The organism is Asaia sp. Ae19-3 (assembly GCF_059801175.1).
In genome coordinates this window covers 1-17,577 of the sequence record NZ_JBCHWF010000004.1, presented here as the reverse complement: position 1 = coordinate 17,577, position 17,577 = coordinate 1, and the positions used below count along the sequence as shown (strand labels likewise).

The window sequence follows — 17,577 nt, the reverse complement described above, 5'->3', positions numbered from 1 at the left end:
GCCACCCATTTTTAAGCCGCCACTACAAGAGAACGTCGCCGAATAATGTCTTCAATATCGCTACTATTGGCAGATGTCAGCATATACCGGATTAAGCCGTATTCTTCGCAATACCCGGTAGAATTCGAAGGCGGTAAAACCAGAGGATCAATGATAAACGGCACTAGCGTATATCTGTACCCGTTTTATGTAGCATCTCCACCGGCGATGTCACTTTGACTGGAATGAGTTAGCCAAAGCCCGAGGAAAAGGTAATCAGACGCTGAAAGCGGTTGCGCTGCTCCCTTGGGCGAAAGCCGTGATCCGATGGATGTGACGCGAAAGAGCGGTAGTAATGGATTCGGGTGGGGCAAGGAGATTGCGGATGACCGAGAAAACAGAGGCAGAGTGCTGACATCTGCCCGACGAACGGAATTTTTGCATAGTACGCTAGCACTTTGACAACGGCAGATGACTGTTCTCTGCCCTGCTATTCAGCCCCTTATGCGACCGGGGCGCACCCCGTGGCGTTTTAAAAGCCGGGTCAGCAGACGCTTTGCTGCGCTGGTATTCCGTCGTGTCTGAAGGATCTCATCGATGACAGACCTGTCCTGATCCACGGTCCGCCACAGCCAGTGAGGCTGGTTACGAATTATAATCTGCACCTTGCCAAGTGACAGATATCATCCGGCTTGCTACCTTGCGACGAAGGAAACGAGCATAAGCCGCACCAAATCTCAGTTTCCATCAACGGATCGTCTCATATGAAACGACTATACTCCGTTCGAGCAGCATTTCTTTTACAAGGCGAGAGCTCAGGGGAAAGCGGAAATAGAGCCACACAGCATGAGCAATCAGCTCATGAGGAAATCGGCGCCGTTTGTAAGTTTGTAGCTCATAGATGACGCTTTCATCACCAGCGTCTAACACGCGGCACTTGACATGACATCACCAGCAGGACGGGGGCATGGGCGACGCGGCGGCCGTTTAGTCCGTCCGTAACGCAATAGCTCCGCTCATACTCGATCCTCCCGCAGAGGAGGGAATCAGAATACGTGGTACTCGTTACGTCACGGATGAGGCAGAAAAAATATCCAATAATATAAGGGGGATACGGGTCGCGAGAGCATCGTTATTTTTTTGATAAATCTTTTGACACATGAGATTTTATGTCACTATATTATAAAGCTATGCGCATAGTTATCCTAATCCGATGGAGATTGCCATGTTCAACAAAAACTGTACGGACGAGAATTTTGCGGTGGATCTGATCTCAGTAGAAGACATGTCGGAAGCTGAAATTTCGTCTGCACATGTAGCCGCCGCAGGGACTACTACTGCAACGTTTACGGCAATGACTTTGGTTCCTGGAACAGAAGAAACAGCAATTACTGCATTTACTGTAATGTCTCCATAATAAATATATACAGGCACCTGCGCGGGCGGGTGCCTGTATATTATATATTGATATTCCACGCCATGAACCATTTCTGGATTGAGATATGTTTTTCATATGAGATTGCCAATGCTACCATATGAAAAAATGTCATTAATGAAGTAAGGGCTGGAAGCAGGAAGGTCATCAAAGGACCTTTTAGACGCCACAATAGAAAGTCTATATTATTTAACTCCTACAATCTATAGGTAAGATTTACACAAAAAATAGAAATATAATAATATCTTGTATGAACTTTTGAGTAGAATGTCTGTTATATCTGCACTATTTTGTATTTTCTCATATACATCGACCGTTTTTTCTGAGAGAAAGTTCCACATTGAGGTTAGGTCAATCGTCAGAGAGTATTATCCGCTCTATAAATATATATCAATAATTTATAATTAAAGATCATTATTTTGAAGTATAAATAATGTATATAAAAAATAAATGCTTTAATAGTCATCCCAATTAAATAAAAATATTGTAGATTGTGGTCAATGTATATAGATATATAGCAGGACAGCGTCGTTTCTAATTCATGCACAAGCTGCATTCTATGAAAGTGCAGCAAATAATAACCAAAGCAGTGCTTTCCTGATGAATGAGTTTTTAGGTCGTCAGTTTATTTTGATTAATTTATGGAATTTACTTGATGGAAAACATATATAAATAAACATTGTTTCTGGTTTTTTAATCATATCATACAGCCTTGGTATTATAATACATATTCCTATGAGAAAGTTTTTTTTCCTAGAAATAAATGCCATATTTAAATTTTTCGCAAAAATTGGGGTTGAAGATTCGTTTTATCTTTTCGATATCGAAAAAAATTGTCTTTCTCTCTGAACAATCACGCAATACTTAGCTATTGTAATGATAGGTTTGTAAAGAGAATTGCGGGTCTATAGCAGGTAGGTTCTCTTCTAAATATATTTACTGTTTTTGCGAATGCGCGTAAATATCTGAGGCGTTTAGGCCCGGGATATGATGGTGTGGATTGATGATGAATCTTTCTGGCTCTGAAGTCCAGATTTCGCAGACGTATTCGTAAGGTGCGAGGCCACTCAGTGTCTTGAGCCTTCGCCCGAAATTGTAGCCTGCCATGAATTCGTTGAGATGTGTCCTCACCTGCTCATGACTGTCGTGATGGAAGCGTTTGACGGTAGCCTCCTCGATCGTCCGGTGTATCTACTCAACCTGACCGTTCGTCCAGGAGTGACTGGGTTTCGTCAGACGATGCTCGATCCCGTGGGCTTCGCAGATCATGTCAAAGTGCATGGAACGCGACCAGGCCGTATTGCGATTACGGGGTTGGTCAGCGAACTGGATGCCGTTATCGGTCAGAATGGTATGAATTCGGTAAGGAATCATACCTAGAAGATATTCGAGGAATTCCCAAGCTTTCTTCTGATCGGCTTACCCAACCAGTTGTGTCACAGCGAATTTGCCGGTCCGGGCGATAGCAACGAAGAGGTGCAGCTTGCCCTCAGCAGTCTGGACTTCAGCAATATCGATATGAAAGAAGCTGCTGGGATAGCGTTCGAAGCGCTGGCGTTTGGGCTTGTCTCCCTCAATGTCCGGCAGCCGTGAGATCTAGCGACGCTGAAAGCAGCGATGCGGGGCCAAGCGTGTCAAGTGGGGATTGCTGGCCCGCAGGGCATAAAGGCAGTCATTCAGCGGTAACAACGTATGCCGGCGAAATGCCACGATCATTGCTTCGTCCGTCTCGGAAAGGACCATTGATCGAGGCTCTTTTGGCCCCCTCTTCTGATCTTCGACATTCTGACGCGTTGGCCACTTCGCAACTGTTTTTCAGGTTCATCCCGAATTCCTCGCTCAGCGTCGGGAGCGAAGCCTGCGATCGCTCTAATGCCGGAAAATCGGTGAGCCGATTACGCGTCGAGCATGTCTTTGCCGATCAGAAAGTCCGGATGGGACTATTCATCCGCACAGTCGGTACCACGCGAGCCACCATGAGGATCGGGCTGACCAATATTATCTGTCACACGCGTCGTTTTCTCTTCCTCGAAAGGCTAAATGCCAACGCACGATTATCTAATGGGAGATAGATCTCCGATCTCATCAAAACCAGCTCGAAAGTCATCACGGAAACTTTCAATCAGCATGCCACGACGATGAAAGCATAAGCTAGACACGCCAATCAACAGTTCTTCGATCCCCCCAGCATTTCCATGGGAAATAAACAATTTTGTTGACATCCATGGATTTGTGTCTTTTTATTTCCATGCTATGCGCGTAGCAAACTCGAATAGCTGGAGATAGTCATGTTAGAGAAAGTCAGCATAGATCATGACTTCATAGTTGAACTGTCGTCTATCGAAGATATGTCAGAGACTGAAATCAATTCGTCTCAAGTAGTAGCTGCAGGAACTACTACAGCTACATTCACGCTGATGACAATGGTTCCTGGAACTGAAGAAACTGCCACAACGGCGATATCCATACTTGGAGATCCATAACTACACATAACTGGTGCCCGTTATATGGGCACCAGTTATATAACTATAATAATTATTAGTGCCTTTTACTAGAGGAATGCAAAATGTTCTTTCACATGCGAACTCCACTGCTACCATATGAGAGAATGCTTTGTCTGAAAAAAGAGTTGGAAAATGGGAGTTGCCCGCAGAGTATTTCCGACACACTCATAGAAAAGGCTATCCTTTTCAGCTCTTATAACCTTTACGAAAAAATTTATATCAAGAAAGAGGGTGACAAAAAGGCGATATTATCTTTCTATAAATATATAAACCGAATGGGGGTGAGGGCTACACCGTTCGGTATGTGTGCATCTACCTCGATGGGCCTTTTTTCCGAGGGAGCTTCATCGGACCGCCTAAATCAAAATACAAATAGTTTTGTCATATCTACTGATATAGATTACAAAGTTCTAATGGAAATGTATTACAATAAGGTAAGTTCTCTAATAGAACTTACCGAAATAGACGATGTTCTATTCGAAATTAATGGTAATTTCTATTTAGATAAAGAATATATAACACTTTATAACAGAATTCCCAATTTTTCTGACGATAGCTTTGTTAAATTACATAAAACCAGGGTGAAGAGAAAATATACCATTGATTTATTAATCAAAAATTTTTCGGGAAACCATTTTGGAATTGATGATATATGTAATTTATACAAGCATTATAATGCTATTACAAAAAACGAAATATCTAGATTCATGATAGATTTATATAAAGTAGGTCTACTCGTTATCCATATTCCTACAATTGGGCTTTCTGTTTTAGATAAAAAAAGCATATCAATGTTTTTTGGAAAATTGGGAGAAACAACCCTATCTTCATTCATCTCGGATGAGAAAAAAGTAACTTTTTCGTACAAAGATCAAAAAACTCTAGAGTTTTTTGATAGTAAATTTGTGAACGAACTTGAATCCATTACAAATAGTGGCTTTTCTTCAAAACACCTTCACTGTACATGCGAAGATCTTTTGAAGAAAACCTTAAATTATGGATTATACGAAGGAATATCTAATACTATTTCTCAAAACATGGGTGAATTTCTAATTAATGATAAACCATGCCAGAACATTCATGATTTCATAATGGATTTATATGGCCAAAGTAACATTCCATTCTACTACTTATTCGATAGAAAATACGGGATTAGTCAAAAATTTGGTTCGAAAACTGAAGATGACTTCTTTCGCCAGAATTTTTTGACCGTTGGTAGTGAATTGCCACAAGCCAGTCCCCAAAAAGACGAACGGGCTATTTTAGAAAAAGATATCCAATTCGCAGGACATCCATTTTCGCTCATAGGCCATGTGATAAATCGAGACGAAAATCTGTTTGTGCTGACTTCTGTTATCCCAGCACCATTCTCAAAACTTATGGCAAGATTCACCAAAGGAAACAATCCGCTCATATCAGAGATAGAAAAAATATACAAAACTTGCGATTTTTATAAGGAAAACAAATATTTTTGCATAGCTGAAATAGAAATACAGCCTTTTGATCGATCAGGGAATGTGATTGGCCGCGCAGATGTTGGTCTAAAGAGGATCTCCGATAATACCCGTTCTGGCTATGTGAATATCAGAAGCTGCTCAGTCTTCCCTTACGATGGGAGAATATTCCTTTACTGTAATGATATGAAAAAAATAATTATACCCGTGCTCAATACCGCCCACAATCCGTCATCGACTAAAAATAGTCCTATCTATGAAGCATTGTGCCTAATCGCATCTCAGTTCACTATCAAGCAGAAAGCACACTCACCTACTGACGGGTATATAGAAAGGAAAAGGATCGATAATATCATTGTCAACAGAAAGACTTGGATAGTGAATCGTGATGACATAGAAAAAATAAAGAAATTTTCCTACGCCGACGTTCTTTCTTACGCGACAGAAAGAAAAATCCCTAATAAATTTAATATTTTCCAACAAGATAATTTCCTAGAAATAGATCTCCTTCGTGAAATAGATTTTGAGTTGTTCAAATCGGAATTGAAAAAAACTCATCAGAGTAAAATCTTGATTCAAGAGACACTAGATGATATCGCAAAACATTACGGGTATAGTTTAGATATATTTTCTAGATCTGAGATAGTTATTCCAATATTATTGAATGGTAATAGGGATATAGAATATATGTCTAACATTCTGGTGCCTGGCGAGGAAAATTCCTATATTTGCAGCGCGAATTATGTATATGTGAAATTATATTGTTCTGAGTCAGAAGCTGATTACGTCATAAATACAATTATGAGATTCTTTTCACAAAACATGACGTATAAAAATAAGTATTTTTTCGTTAGATACTGGGATCCATTGCACCACATAAGAGTTAGGTTTTTTGAGGAAAATACCAAAACCAATAAAGAACTACTTAGGTCTCTGGAATTCGTCATAACGACACTTATAAATAACAAAAATGTAATAAAATTTGCAATAGATACTTATCTACCTGAGATAATCCGCTATGGCGGAAAAAGTAATTTAGAATATATTGAAAGTATATTCAATTTTGATAGTATATGCATTAACGCTTCATTGGAAAAACTACAGGAAGGTGAAGGAACTTTTAACGAGAGAATTGCTTTTTCTTTTTATTCAACCTATACGCTTATACAAGATCTAATGCCAGAAAAACTAAATCATGTCGTTCGTTTATCAAGAGAGTATTTCGCGGATGAGCATAAATTTACTTCAGCAAGTTTTTCCCAATTTAACAAATCTTATCGGACGCATAAAGATATAATAAAGCTAATATTGAGAAACGATCTTTCCGGAAGCTCATCTATTTTGAAAGGTGTGACGAGTTTTATTTCTGATCGAAGTATAAATATCAAAAAAATCGTCCCAGATATTTTTATTAACGATAAAATCCTCTCTAGCATTGTTCATATGTCTATAAATAGGATTTTTAACAAAAGATCTAGAAATATGGAGTTTTATATTTATCATTGCCTACATAAAGCCTTATTCGAAGAAGAGTCGCGTACGAAAAATCAGGCCTCATAGCCGGAACATGGCGGTAGCGGCGAGGCATATGGCTGAGAAGAAGACGGTCGGGCATCTGTCGTAGCGGGTTGCGACCCGCCGCCAGTCCTTGAGACGGCCGAACATAATCTCGATGCGGTTGCGTCTTTTGTATTTTCGTTTGTCATATTTGACGGGTTTCCGCGGGATTTTCGTCCTGGAATGCAGGGTTTGATCCCTTTTCCCTCCAACGCATCCCGAAACCAGTCAGCGTCATAACCTCGGTCTGCCAGCATCCACTGTGCCATAGGAAGACTGTCCAGCAGAGCAGCGGCACCGGTATAATCGCTGATCTGCCCCGCCGTCATGAAGAAGCTCAGCGGTCGTCAGTTCTGATCGGTGACCGCATGCAGCTTCGTATTCATGCCACCTTTTGTCCGTCCGATCAGGCGGCCTGGGTCCCCTTTTTTAGCCGCAGGCTCGAAGCCGTGCGGTGCGCCTTGAGATACGTCGCATCAATCATAATCGTCTGAGGCTCGGCTTTCGCAGCAGACAGGCCATCCATCATCCGCATGAAAATGCCCATGTCGCCCCAACGCTTCCAGCGGTTGTAGAGCGTTTTGTGCGGACCGTATTCCCGGGGCGCATCACGCCAGCGCAGACCATTGCGGTTCACAAAAATGATGCCGCTCAGCACACGGCGGTCATCAACGCGAGGTTTGCCGTGGCTCTTAGGAAAAAACGGCCGCAGACGTTCCATCTGTTCGTCCGTCAGCCAAAACAGGTCGCTCATCTTCAGTCTCCTCAAGGAGCCTGAATCAAAATTCCCTACAAAAATCAATGGGTCCTGAGCCTAGTAGCTATTTTGTTTTATATAAGAAAAAAAACAATCTCTTTATTATTGTATTGTTAATAATCAAATCTTTTATAAATAGAGCCTTACTTTTGGCAGCAAGGAAGATAATTGCTATTATTAAATCAGACATCAAAAAAAAGTCAATGCCTGTGTAGGAGAGAAATGCCTGCGTATCAGTGAAAACGTAAGCGGAAACTTTAATCAAATCGTAGTTGTTGCTATATATAAAAAAACACATAGCCGAGAGTACTACGATAATTATTGATATTCTTTGCGGAGTTAGCGTATCGATTTTATCAATAATTTTTCCATATACATTTTTTCTCATATTTTGGGAAAATTCTATGTCAGGATGAATGTAATTTACTGCTATAAAAGCTAGTATGGTCAATTCAATCATTTCTCACACCTAGTAGAAAGATGTCACTTCCGTATAAGAAAATATAAGTGATAATTGAGATTCCAATAGGTTTGTCACAATTAGCTCAAAACGCATAGCCAAAACGTTCCGATTGCAGCGAGCGTGATAGCGCAGAAGGACACGATTGAAGGTCTGTCGTAGTGCGTAACGATGCTGCGCCAATCCTTAGCATCATGATCTGAAGCTCTGCTTTTCCTGAAGCCAGTCTATCCCTTATGCGGATGGAGATTCTCGTAGTAATCCAACTCTTCCAGAATGTCTCGGGCGGGCCCTACTCCCGTGGCGCGTCACACCGACGCATGCTGTTACAGTTTAAAGAAATAATGCAGTTCAGCATGCGGCGGTCATTCATCGACACGAGGTTAGCCGCAATTCCTAGCATTAGAGTTGTGTTTCAGCTTGGATGCGTGAGAGATATGCAATGGCTTGATAGGTTCGTCGAAAGACGGACCATCTGAGGATGTGCCTGACCGAAATTTAAGCCTGGGTGATTTTCACGGCGAGGCGGCAGATTTCTTGGATCGACCACCGGATGAGTTTCTGCGTGTTGCAGGCGGCCTTTTTTAAGCGCTGCGACGCTGGTTTGGGAATGCACGGCGGCCATCATGGCGTAGGCGAGTATGACCAGCGAGACATAGCGGTGCCAGCCATGCCAGAAGCGGGTCTCGTTGTGGGATGGTGTCACGTTAACTGATGTGAGGTAGGAAGCGCCCGTGAAAGAGATCTTCAGCTGCTGAGAGCGGTCGCGTTATTCGATTGGGCGAGAGCCCGGACACGATGGATGTGCCGGGAAAGAGCGTGGTGATGGAGGCGGACGGGACGAAGAGATTGCGGATGGCTGAGAAGACGAAGATAAAGCGTTAACACCCGCCCGGAGAACGGAACCTTTGCATGATGCGCTCGCGTTTTCGCAGGGGAAGATGACTGTTATCAGCCCGGTTGTTCAGACCCTTATGCGAGAGATACCGGATCGAGAGACCAGGTTCGCGCCTCGCTGCCCCGTAGGATTTGAGCTTCTCTGTGGTCATACGACTGGGGCGTGAACCCTGCCATTTGATAGATCAGATTAACAGACATCTTGCTGCTTTGGTATTCCGACGGGTTTGTATGATCTCGTCGAGAACATAACCATCCTGATCCATGGCCCGCCACAGTCAGCGAGGCTTGCCACGGATCACAATCCGCACTTCATCCAGGTGCCAGATATCATCCGGTCTTGCCGCCTTGCGACGTAGGGAGGGAGCGAGCGTAGGCTGTGCCAAACTTCAAGCTCCATCGAAGGATGGTATCATACGAGACGACAATGCCCCGCTCGAGGAGCATCTCTTCCACAAGGCGAAAACTCAGAGGGAAACGGAAATACAACCTCACAGCATGACCGATCAGCTCACGAGGAAAACGGTGCCGTTTGTAGCTCATGCAAGACGCTCTCATTACACGCGTTTACCACAACAAAAATTAGAGCATAATCTGATTAATCTGGCTCATACCCTGCGGAGGTGAAGCACGCGGTATCTTGCTTGGGATAGACGTCGCCGAGGGCAGCGCACACGACCTCCTGCAGGTTTTTGATGGTGCGGGGAGTTGCTCGTCTGAGCCATGCCTTCATTTTCGAGAAGATGGTCTCGATCGGATTGAAATCCGGGCTGTAGGGCGGCAGGAACAACAGGCGGGCTTCGACTGCGTCGCGGGCTGCCGCGCTCTTGCGGGCGGGGAAATTGTCGAGGATCACGATGTCTCCAGCCGTCAGGCTTGGGGCCTGTATCAGTCGGGCATAGGCCGCGAATCATTCGCGTGTCATCGGCCTGGTCAGCATCATCGGTACTGTCATGCCCGACAGGCGCAGGCCGACAATAAAGGTCGTCGTGTTCCAATGCCCATGTGGCACCGGCATCCGGCAGCGCGTACCGTGCTGCCGGGCTATCTTCCTGGAAACGGCCGTCTCGTCAACGGAGACCAGACGTGCAAGATCGAGATCAGGCTACCCATCGAACCAAGCCTCGCGCCGTACCGCGACGTCGGGCAGTGCCTGCTCGCCGCGGGAATACCAAAGCGGGAAGCTGCCACACGATGGCTCATTCCGGATGAAACAGCGGCAAGCGTGCGCTGGCGAAGGTCGATGGACAAGGCTCGGGTCATTCATGCCGGCCTCCCGTCCGGCCAGAAGTGTGAATCAGATTGTTTCCCCGAAAGGAAGCTCGAAACGCCATTGTTAGGTCGGATTATGCTCCAATGTGATAGTATCGGGTAATTTCCCGTCAAGTCGGGAATGGTAAACGCAGGCGCTGAAAGGATCAGACTGCGGTCCTGCTCCCAATATTGATCATTTGAAACATTTAATTCACATTGAGAAAGTCACGTTGGCTCTTTTGGCTGTTCCGATTCGATGTGTGACAATTACTCTTGTCATTGTCAGCGTATCGAGCACATTCTCTACTGCCTGCTCTGACGCGGAATCAAGATTACTGGTCGCTTCATCCAGAAACAGAATACGGGGCATACGATAGAGTGATCGAGCTAGGATTACACGCTGACGCTGGCCGCCTGACAAGGTATGTCCCATCTCGCTAATTAGCGTCTCGAACCCCATCGGCATACGCTGGATATCCGTCAAGATCTGAGCATCTCTCGCGCATTCTACGACCCGGGCCAAGTTCATTGTCTCATCAAAACCAGCAATATTTTCTGCAATGCTACCTGACAGAAGAATATCGTCCTGAAGCACTCCCGCGATTTGAGATCGATATGCTTCGCGGTTAGACGGCCCCAGCTCTACGCCGTTCCACAGAATCTTTCCTTCTTCCGGCTGAACCAGCCCCATCAGGATCGCCAGCAATGTCGATTTTCCACATCCGGATGGACCCGTAATCGCGAAACTTTGTCCAGTCAGAACTTGTAAATTTAGGTTTCGGAAAACCCAGTTATCTTCTTTACCGTACCGGTAACCTACGTTCCGGCACTCAAGAACTACTCCGTCAGCTTCGATTTCGGAGGCAGGAAACGCGGCTAGTTTAGAGCCACTATCACTCTCCGACACCTCGGCATCGGCCAACGCAATATCCGACAGTCGGTCACACTGTACGCGCAGATTTCTAATCTTAAATCCAGCAGTTATCAAACTGCCAAAACGAGTCGAAAATTGATCACGATAACTTAGAAAAGCTACCAGCATTCCGACCGACATCTCCGCAGAAAGCACCATTCGCGCCCCCAGAACCAACATAAGTACCCGGTCGATACCGAACAACGCCTCCTGAGCACGCGCGAAAATCAAATCGTATCTCTGGATCTTCAGACCTGCGTTGACGCTATCGACCAGCTTGTTCCCCCAAGCAATTTTCCGGCGATTTTCTAACGATAGCAGCTTGATCGTGCGCATCCCGCGCAGCGTCTCGAGAAAATGTCCTTGCTGGGCTGCTCCATGAACCAGTGCCTCTTCCGACATTTCCCGATAGGGTCCAAACAGAATAAGACGAATTATCAGATCCAGCACCGACGACACTATGACGATCGCCGCGAGCCACTCGCCGTAAATCACGATCATGACGAACATGCCAACCGCCATAATCCCGTCCATGATGCTTTGAACAAGATCAGTCGTGAATGTCTGCTGGATCGTCCCGAGGCTTCCGAAACGCGACAAAATATCGCCAGCTCCGCGCTTGGAGAAAAAATCCTGCGGTAGTCCCATCAGATGAGTAAATAGGCTGACATTCCACTGCACCGAAATCCGGGTGGATAGCAACATCACCATCCAGGAGCGAAAAGACGCGATGACAACCTGCACGGTAATAAGGATCGCCAACCCCGCAGCAATCGTCCAGAGAAGCGCGCGATCACCCGTTGTTAGCACTTCATCGATGATCACTTGAGAAAGCATGGGATTAACTAGCGCAATCACCTCCAGTCCAAGCGAGAGTCCGCCGAGCGCAAGAAGCGCTCCCTTGAGCCCGGAGATATTTCGGAACATATCCCCGATTTTGAGGAAACGGCGATCGTCGCGTTTTTCGAATTTCGCTGCCGGCGTCAACTCTACAGCAACACCCGTGAAGTGCTGGGAAACCTTACCAATCGACAGTGTCCGAGCGCCTCGCGCCGGATCGTTGATCAGGACTTCATTATCCGTCAAAGACACGAGAACAACGAAATGGTTGAAATCCCAGTGCAAGATACAGGGCAAGGAAAGTTTTCCGAGCGCTGAAAGATCAAGCTTGACCGGGCGGGCATTCAGGCCGAAGCGATCCGCAATTTTAATCAAAGTACTTAGATTAAGACCTGATCCCGAAACGTCGGCCTTACGACGAAGAGTTGCAAGATCGATTAGGTGCCCCCGATAGCATAGGATCATGGCAAGACAGGCCAAGCCGCATTCTGCTGTCTCGGTTTGAAGAATAACCGGCATTTTGCGCCGGAAACCCGTCTGAATCGCCTTGAGCATCACAATGTCCCTTTTCGAGGCAGCGGATCAGAAGTCGAAACCGACCGTAGTGTCGCAGATACTGACAAAACAGGGTCCAGTATCCACTGATATAGTCGCCTCTTATCAATGGCGATATCCGCTTCTACAGCCATACCGGGAGTCAGACCCTCTTGTTTCCCATATGCCACGATGTAATCCTGGTCGGGGCGGACCCGAATCCGATAGATATCCCCTTGTGGCGGCGTAGAAGTTGTAGAGGCCGACGTTTCGGAAGCCCGTTCGTCTTTCGGTACGCTTCCCATCCGTTCCGGGAGTGGCGCTTTCGTAACCTCAACAACGGTGCCCTCATGCAAACCAAACCGTTGGTAAGGATAAGCCGCGTATTTCAACAGAACTCGCTGCCCTGGCCTCACGAAGCCGATAGCTTGGCTATTGACATACAGTTCGGCCAAAAGCTCTCCGTTGTCCGGAAGCAGACTGGCCAGAGGCTGCCCAACCGAAACCCTTTGACCCACTGACACACGAACCCCGTCCACAGTGCCACCAACACGTGCGTCGATTACCGTTTCTGCCTGTCCATGCGCTTGCGCAATTTGGCGGCCCAAGTCCGCCAACCGAACATCAATGTCGTTGAGGTCCTCACTCGTCTTGTAAGAATGCCGGTCGATTTTATAGTGCAGATCTGTCATCTGGCCGCCAGTCTCCACCAATGTCCGTAAGGTCTGCGAATGCGTGTTCATAAACTGAACATAAGTATAAAGCTGACTTTGGAACTGGCTTTCTGTCACCAGATGCGTTCCAACCGCCGTTCGCATCTCATTCATTGCCCGCTCGATCAAGGGCAAGGAAGTATTATCCCGACTGATCTGATCGTTCAGCATGGACTGCTGTTTTTGTAACGCTATCAGTTCTTGTCTGTAGGAAGCCAATTCGAGCGGTGAGTCCTGTGTCAGTAGAATTCGCCGCCTTCTCAGCAGGGCCTGCTGGGACAACAGACTTTCGAGAGATTTCTGTCCTGTCGCCCCATCCTCCGACCAACTGGATACATCCAAGGAAAACAGTCTATCTGAGGCCTTTACGTGAGCGCCCTCTTTTACCGCGACTTGGGAGACGACACCGTTCTGATCGGCCGCAGCGATAACAAGACCTTCTGGCGGAAGCATCAGACCATTAGCGTGGATGCGGCGCGTATAGTTGCCAAAAACAACATAAACACAAAGGACGACGACCAAAGAAACAGAACAAAGAGACGCAATCCGCCCGGAAAGCGGCTCAATGATCTGGACAGAACCAATCCAGGCTTCCTGACGCCATTTGAGCGCTTCTGCCCGAAACAATGGGCGAGATGCTTCTTCCGACACAAATCCCTCGCAGATTCAACAGAAAAATCAAAAAACAACCCGTCGATACTCTATCAATATATCAAAATGTTTCGTACAACAACCAAGGAAATAAATTTCGTGGGATGGCAGACAATTTATAGAAAAATTCATCTCAAACGATTATTCTTTGTTACAAAGTTTATACTCGTTGCGAACCCGGCTTATGCTGACAGATCGGGAGCCATGACACTCACCGAAGCCCTCGCGCTCGCCTATCAAACCAATCCCCAAATTCTGAAAGAACGATCTGTTCTCGAACAAACGGACGAGGCCGTCCCAAATGCGCTTTCCGGCTGGCGTCCTACGATTTCAGGAAACGGCGCAGCCAATTACAGCCAATCTAACTATGTGACTTATCCCTATGGCGGCTCTTTCCGCTATGATCAGCGTTTTGCCGCGCCTGGATACGGTGCCGGCGTCACTATTACCCAGCCTTTATTCATGGGCGGGAAAACGGTAGCTTCCACCCAAAAAGCTATGAATACAGTTTTTCAGGAGCGGGCAACCCTGATACAGACGGAACAGCAAGTATTTCAGAACGTCATCTCAGCGTACGTGTCTTTGGTTCAGGCCCGCGAAATTCTTGTCCTAACTGTTAGGAACGAAGAGACCCTTAAGGGGCAGGTTCAGTTGACGACACACCAGCTCGCCTTGAACCAAGCTACGCAAACCGATGTTCTTCAAGCAAAGTCACAATATGAAGCTGCTCAAGCAGCGACACGTCAAGCTGAAAGCGACGTCAACGTGGCAGAAGCGGCTTTCCAGCGCATGATCGGCAGGCCCGCCCCCGACCGACTGTTGGTTCCGCCGCCCGTTACAGTTTTACTGCAGTCGGAAAACGATGCACAACAAACTGCTCTCGAAAATGCCCCTCAACTCAATGCAGCAAAATTCGCACTCGCCGCGAGCGAGAACGCAGTTAAAGTTGCGATCGCGGGTCTGCTTCCGCAGATTTCCGCACAAGCCGCTTACGAGCGGCAAGTAAACCAGAATGAAGCCAAGTTTGCGGAAAACGCTGAATCCGTAACCGTTCAGGCTAGTATTCCTCTTTATCAGGGCGGTGGAGAATACGCCCAAATCCGAGCAGCGCGGCGTGGGGTCGATGCAGCCCGACATGAGTTAGAAAACCAGCAAAGGATTGCGATCCAAACGGTTACTAGTGCGTGGCAAAGGCTTGGATCCGATCGTGATCAACTAACCCGTAACAAACAGGCCGTTTCCCTGGGGGAAGATGCATTACGTTCGATCCAGCAACAGGAATTACTAGGTGTCCGGACAACCTTTGAGGTTCTTCAGCAACAGCAACTTCTTTTTCAACAGCAAAAAACGCAGCTCCAAAATGTAGCCAATACTGTTATCGATTCCTACGCTCTCGCTGCTGCAATCGGACAACTCACAGCTAAGGATCTCCGGCTTGATGTCACGCCTTACGATCCTACGGCTCACCTTAAACAAGTAAAATGGAAACTATTCGGCAGCAAATAGAAAATTCATAGTATTTCTATGGTTAGAATCATACATTATATATTAATTCATATTATATAACAACTAAGATATGTTTCATGCTAATGATTATATTCAGAAATCATAGCCAAAACATAAATGTAGCGGCGAAGCAGATGGCGGAAAAAGAAGGCGGCCGGGTATATGACGTGGCGGTGATGTCACGTTAAGTGCGGCGTGTTAGACGCTGATGATGAAAGAGTCATCTGTGAGCTACAAAGGGCATCGATCACCTCACCTCGGAAATGACGTTCTTTGAAATCGCTCATCCGCCATACCCCACGCCAACACCAAACACGGTTTCAGACAGTGAGCCCAGCCTTGCAACTGACACGGAACGAGATGCTACCCCTAACAATGACTCTCAATAGAGGAACAAAAATTAATTTTAGGATTATTGGAAATTATTTGACGTTTTCGGAAAAAATGAATGTTTGTTTTGTTCACTTTGGAGTAGGCTCAGGACTCATAGCCAAAATATGACGGTTGCGGCGAGACAGATGGCCGAGAGGAAGACGGTCGGGCATCTGTCATAGCGTGTTGCGACCCGTCTCCAGTCCTTGAGCCTTCCGAACATGATCTCGATACGGTTGCGGCCTTTGTATTTCCGCTTGTCGTATTTTACCGGTTTCCCGCGGGATTTCCGTCCTGGAATGCTGGGTTTGATCCCTTTTTCCTCTAGGGCATCCCTGAACCAGTCAGCGTCATAGCCCCGGTCTGCCAACATCCATTGGGCTGCCGGAAGACTGTCCAGAAGGGCAGCAGCGCCGGTGTAATCACTGATCTGGCCCGCTGTCATGAAGAAGTCGAGCGGACGTCCGTTCCGGTCGGCGACAGCATGCAACTTCGTATTCATGCCCCCTTTGGTGCGCCCGATCAGGCGGCCTGAACCCCCTTTTTTACCCGCAGGCTCGACGCCGTGCGATGTGCCTTGAGATAGGTCGCATCAATCATGATGGTCTAAGGCTCTGCGTTTCCGGCGGCCAGTCCCTCCATCATGCGAATGAAGATCCCCATAGCACTCCAGCGCTTCCAGCGGTTGTAGAGTGTCTTGTCTGGACCGTATTCCCGGGGCGCATCACGCCAGCGCAGGCCATTGCGGTTTACGAAAATGATCCCGCTCAACACACGGCGGTCATCAACCCGAGGTTTTCCATGGCTAGCCGGAAAAAAGGGCCGCAGACGCTCCATCTGCCCGTCCGTCAGCCAATACAGGTCTCTCATCTTCAGCCTCCTTGAGGGAGCCTGAATCACATCATAACGCTTAAATCAATGGGTCCTGAGCCTAGAAGAGCATCCTGCCAGCGACACAGATCGACAGCGTTGCCACGCATCGCGCCAGCAGCGCCGGCTTGCGAAACGTCCAGATAGGCTGCGTTCGCGAATGGCGCTCCCCCGCTCTCCAGCGAACTATACCCGGAGGCACGATCGACAACCACATCGTTTGGAGTGTCGACAGCGAGAGACCTTAACCCGAGAGGTTCAAAAACCAGTTCCGACATTGCTTGCGCGAATGGGGTGCGGGTCACGCTTTCTATAATTGCACCCAGGATAATGTAATTAGCATTGCAGTAAAGCCAGGCAGTACCCGGATCGAAATCGAAAGGCTTCGCCTGATGAGCAATCTCGGCGGCCAATTCTACTTGCGTCTTCGCTGGCGCAGCACAGGTCCGGTCATCACCTCCCCCTTCGTCGCTGTGCAATCCCGCCGTACGATTCATCAACTGCAATACTGTCGCAGGTTCCAGCGGTCCTGCGGATGGTAGATAGGCTGCAGGCGAGGCATGAACGTCCAGACGACCCATCTGCGCCAGCTTCAGGATCGCAGCGGCCGCAAACTGCTTGGTCAGAGAGCCGATCCGAAAGACTGACCTCTCTGACACGGCTGTTGGGGTCTCGAGATTGGCAAAGCCCCAGCCATACGTACCGATTATGGTTGATGGCCGCCCTATAGCGACGGACACGCCCGGGCATGCGTGATTTTTGATTGCCTCCATGACCGCGTGCTCGATGGAGGAAGCATCGCGAGGCGCTCCAGGACTGGCAAAAGCCGCTGTTGCCGCCATAGCAGGAATGCTTGTGATCACACTTCGCTGGGAAACTGC

8 protein-coding genes and 7 pseudogenes are annotated in these 17,577 nt (G+C 47.1%); 4 read left to right on the top strand and 11 right to left on the bottom strand.

Annotated features, from left to right (window positions below; translation table 11 throughout):
* Positions 1–255 precede the first annotated feature (255 nt).
* A pseudogene (locus AAID99_RS15340) lies at positions 256–909 on the bottom strand (IS6 family transposase).
* Positions 910–1,204: 295 nt separating this feature from the next.
* Between AAID99_RS15340 and AAID99_RS15335 the strand changes: the two are divergent.
* Positions 1,205–1,396 carry a hypothetical protein gene (locus AAID99_RS15335; protein ID WP_498494525.1) on the top strand — a complete coding sequence of 64 codons (192 nt, stop codon included), beginning with the start codon at positions 1,205–1,207 and terminating at the stop codon, positions 1,394–1,396.
* A 954-nt stretch (positions 1,397–2,350) separates the two neighbouring features.
* On the opposite strand, the pseudogene AAID99_RS15330 reads toward AAID99_RS15335, so the two are convergent.
* Positions 2,351–3,290, bottom strand: a pseudogene (locus tag AAID99_RS15330) (integrase core domain-containing protein); the annotation flags it as partial.
* Between AAID99_RS15330 and AAID99_RS15325 the strand changes: the two are divergent.
* Positions 3,280–3,486 (top strand): annotated as a pseudogene (locus tag AAID99_RS15325) (IS5/IS1182 family transposase); the annotation flags it as partial. The pseudogenes AAID99_RS15330 and AAID99_RS15325 sit on opposite strands and share 11 nt — an antisense overlap.
* A gap of 494 nt (positions 3,487–3,980) precedes the next feature.
* Positions 3,981–6,932: a thiopeptide-type bacteriocin biosynthesis protein gene (locus tag AAID99_RS15320; RefSeq protein WP_498494524.1), complete on the top strand. Its 2,952-nt coding sequence runs from the start codon at positions 3,981–3,983 to the stop codon at positions 6,930–6,932.
* Here the strand turns inward: AAID99_RS15320 and AAID99_RS15315 are convergent.
* From AAID99_RS15315 to AAID99_RS15285, 7 genes and pseudogenes are all read right to left on the bottom strand, one after another.
* A pseudogene (locus AAID99_RS15315) lies at positions 6,927–7,683 on the bottom strand (IS5 family transposase). The gene AAID99_RS15320 and the pseudogene AAID99_RS15315 overlap by 6 nt on opposite strands.
* A 67-nt stretch (positions 7,684–7,750) precedes the next feature.
* Positions 7,751–8,146 carry a hypothetical protein gene (locus tag AAID99_RS15310; protein ID WP_498494523.1) on the bottom strand — a complete coding sequence of 132 codons (396 nt, stop codon included), beginning with the start codon at positions 8,144–8,146 and terminating at the stop codon, positions 7,751–7,753.
* Positions 8,147–8,661: 515 nt separating this feature from the next.
* Positions 8,662–8,840, bottom strand: a pseudogene (locus AAID99_RS15305) (IS701 family transposase); the annotation flags it as partial.
* Between the two features lie 53 nt (positions 8,841–8,893).
* A pseudogene (locus AAID99_RS15300) lies at positions 8,894–9,565 on the bottom strand (IS6 family transposase); the annotation flags it as partial.
* Between the two features lie 76 nt (positions 9,566–9,641).
* Complete coding sequence (locus tag AAID99_RS15295; protein WP_498494526.1) at positions 9,642–9,917, bottom strand: transposase; 276 nt, start codon at positions 9,915–9,917, stop codon at positions 9,642–9,644.
* 591 nt (positions 9,918–10,508) lie between these two features.
* Positions 10,509–12,605 carry a peptidase domain-containing ABC transporter gene (locus tag AAID99_RS15290; RefSeq protein WP_498494522.1) on the bottom strand — a complete coding sequence of 699 codons (2,097 nt, stop codon included), beginning with the start codon at positions 12,603–12,605 and terminating at the stop codon, positions 10,509–10,511.
* A complete protein-coding gene (locus AAID99_RS15285; protein ID WP_498494521.1) occupies positions 12,605–13,948 on the bottom strand; it encodes an HlyD family secretion protein in 1,344 nt (447 codons plus the stop codon). The genes AAID99_RS15290 and AAID99_RS15285 overlap by 1 nt, the downstream gene beginning before the upstream one ends.
* Positions 13,949–14,152: 204 nt before the next feature.
* Here AAID99_RS15285 and AAID99_RS15280 point away from each other — a divergent pair, with 204 nt between their 5' ends.
* Complete coding sequence (locus tag AAID99_RS15280) at positions 14,153–15,454, top strand: TolC family outer membrane protein (RefSeq protein ID WP_498494520.1); 1,302 nt, start codon at positions 14,153–14,155, stop codon at positions 15,452–15,454.
* Positions 15,455–15,938: 484 nt separating this feature from the next.
* On the opposite strand, the pseudogene AAID99_RS15275 reads toward AAID99_RS15280, so the two are convergent.
* Positions 15,939–16,696: pseudogene (locus AAID99_RS15275) on the bottom strand (IS5 family transposase).
* A 26-nt stretch (positions 16,697–16,722) separates the two neighbouring features.
* A partial coding sequence (locus tag AAID99_RS15270; RefSeq protein ID WP_498494518.1) for a serine hydrolase domain-containing protein occupies positions 16,723–17,577 on the bottom strand: 855 nt, incomplete at its 5' end.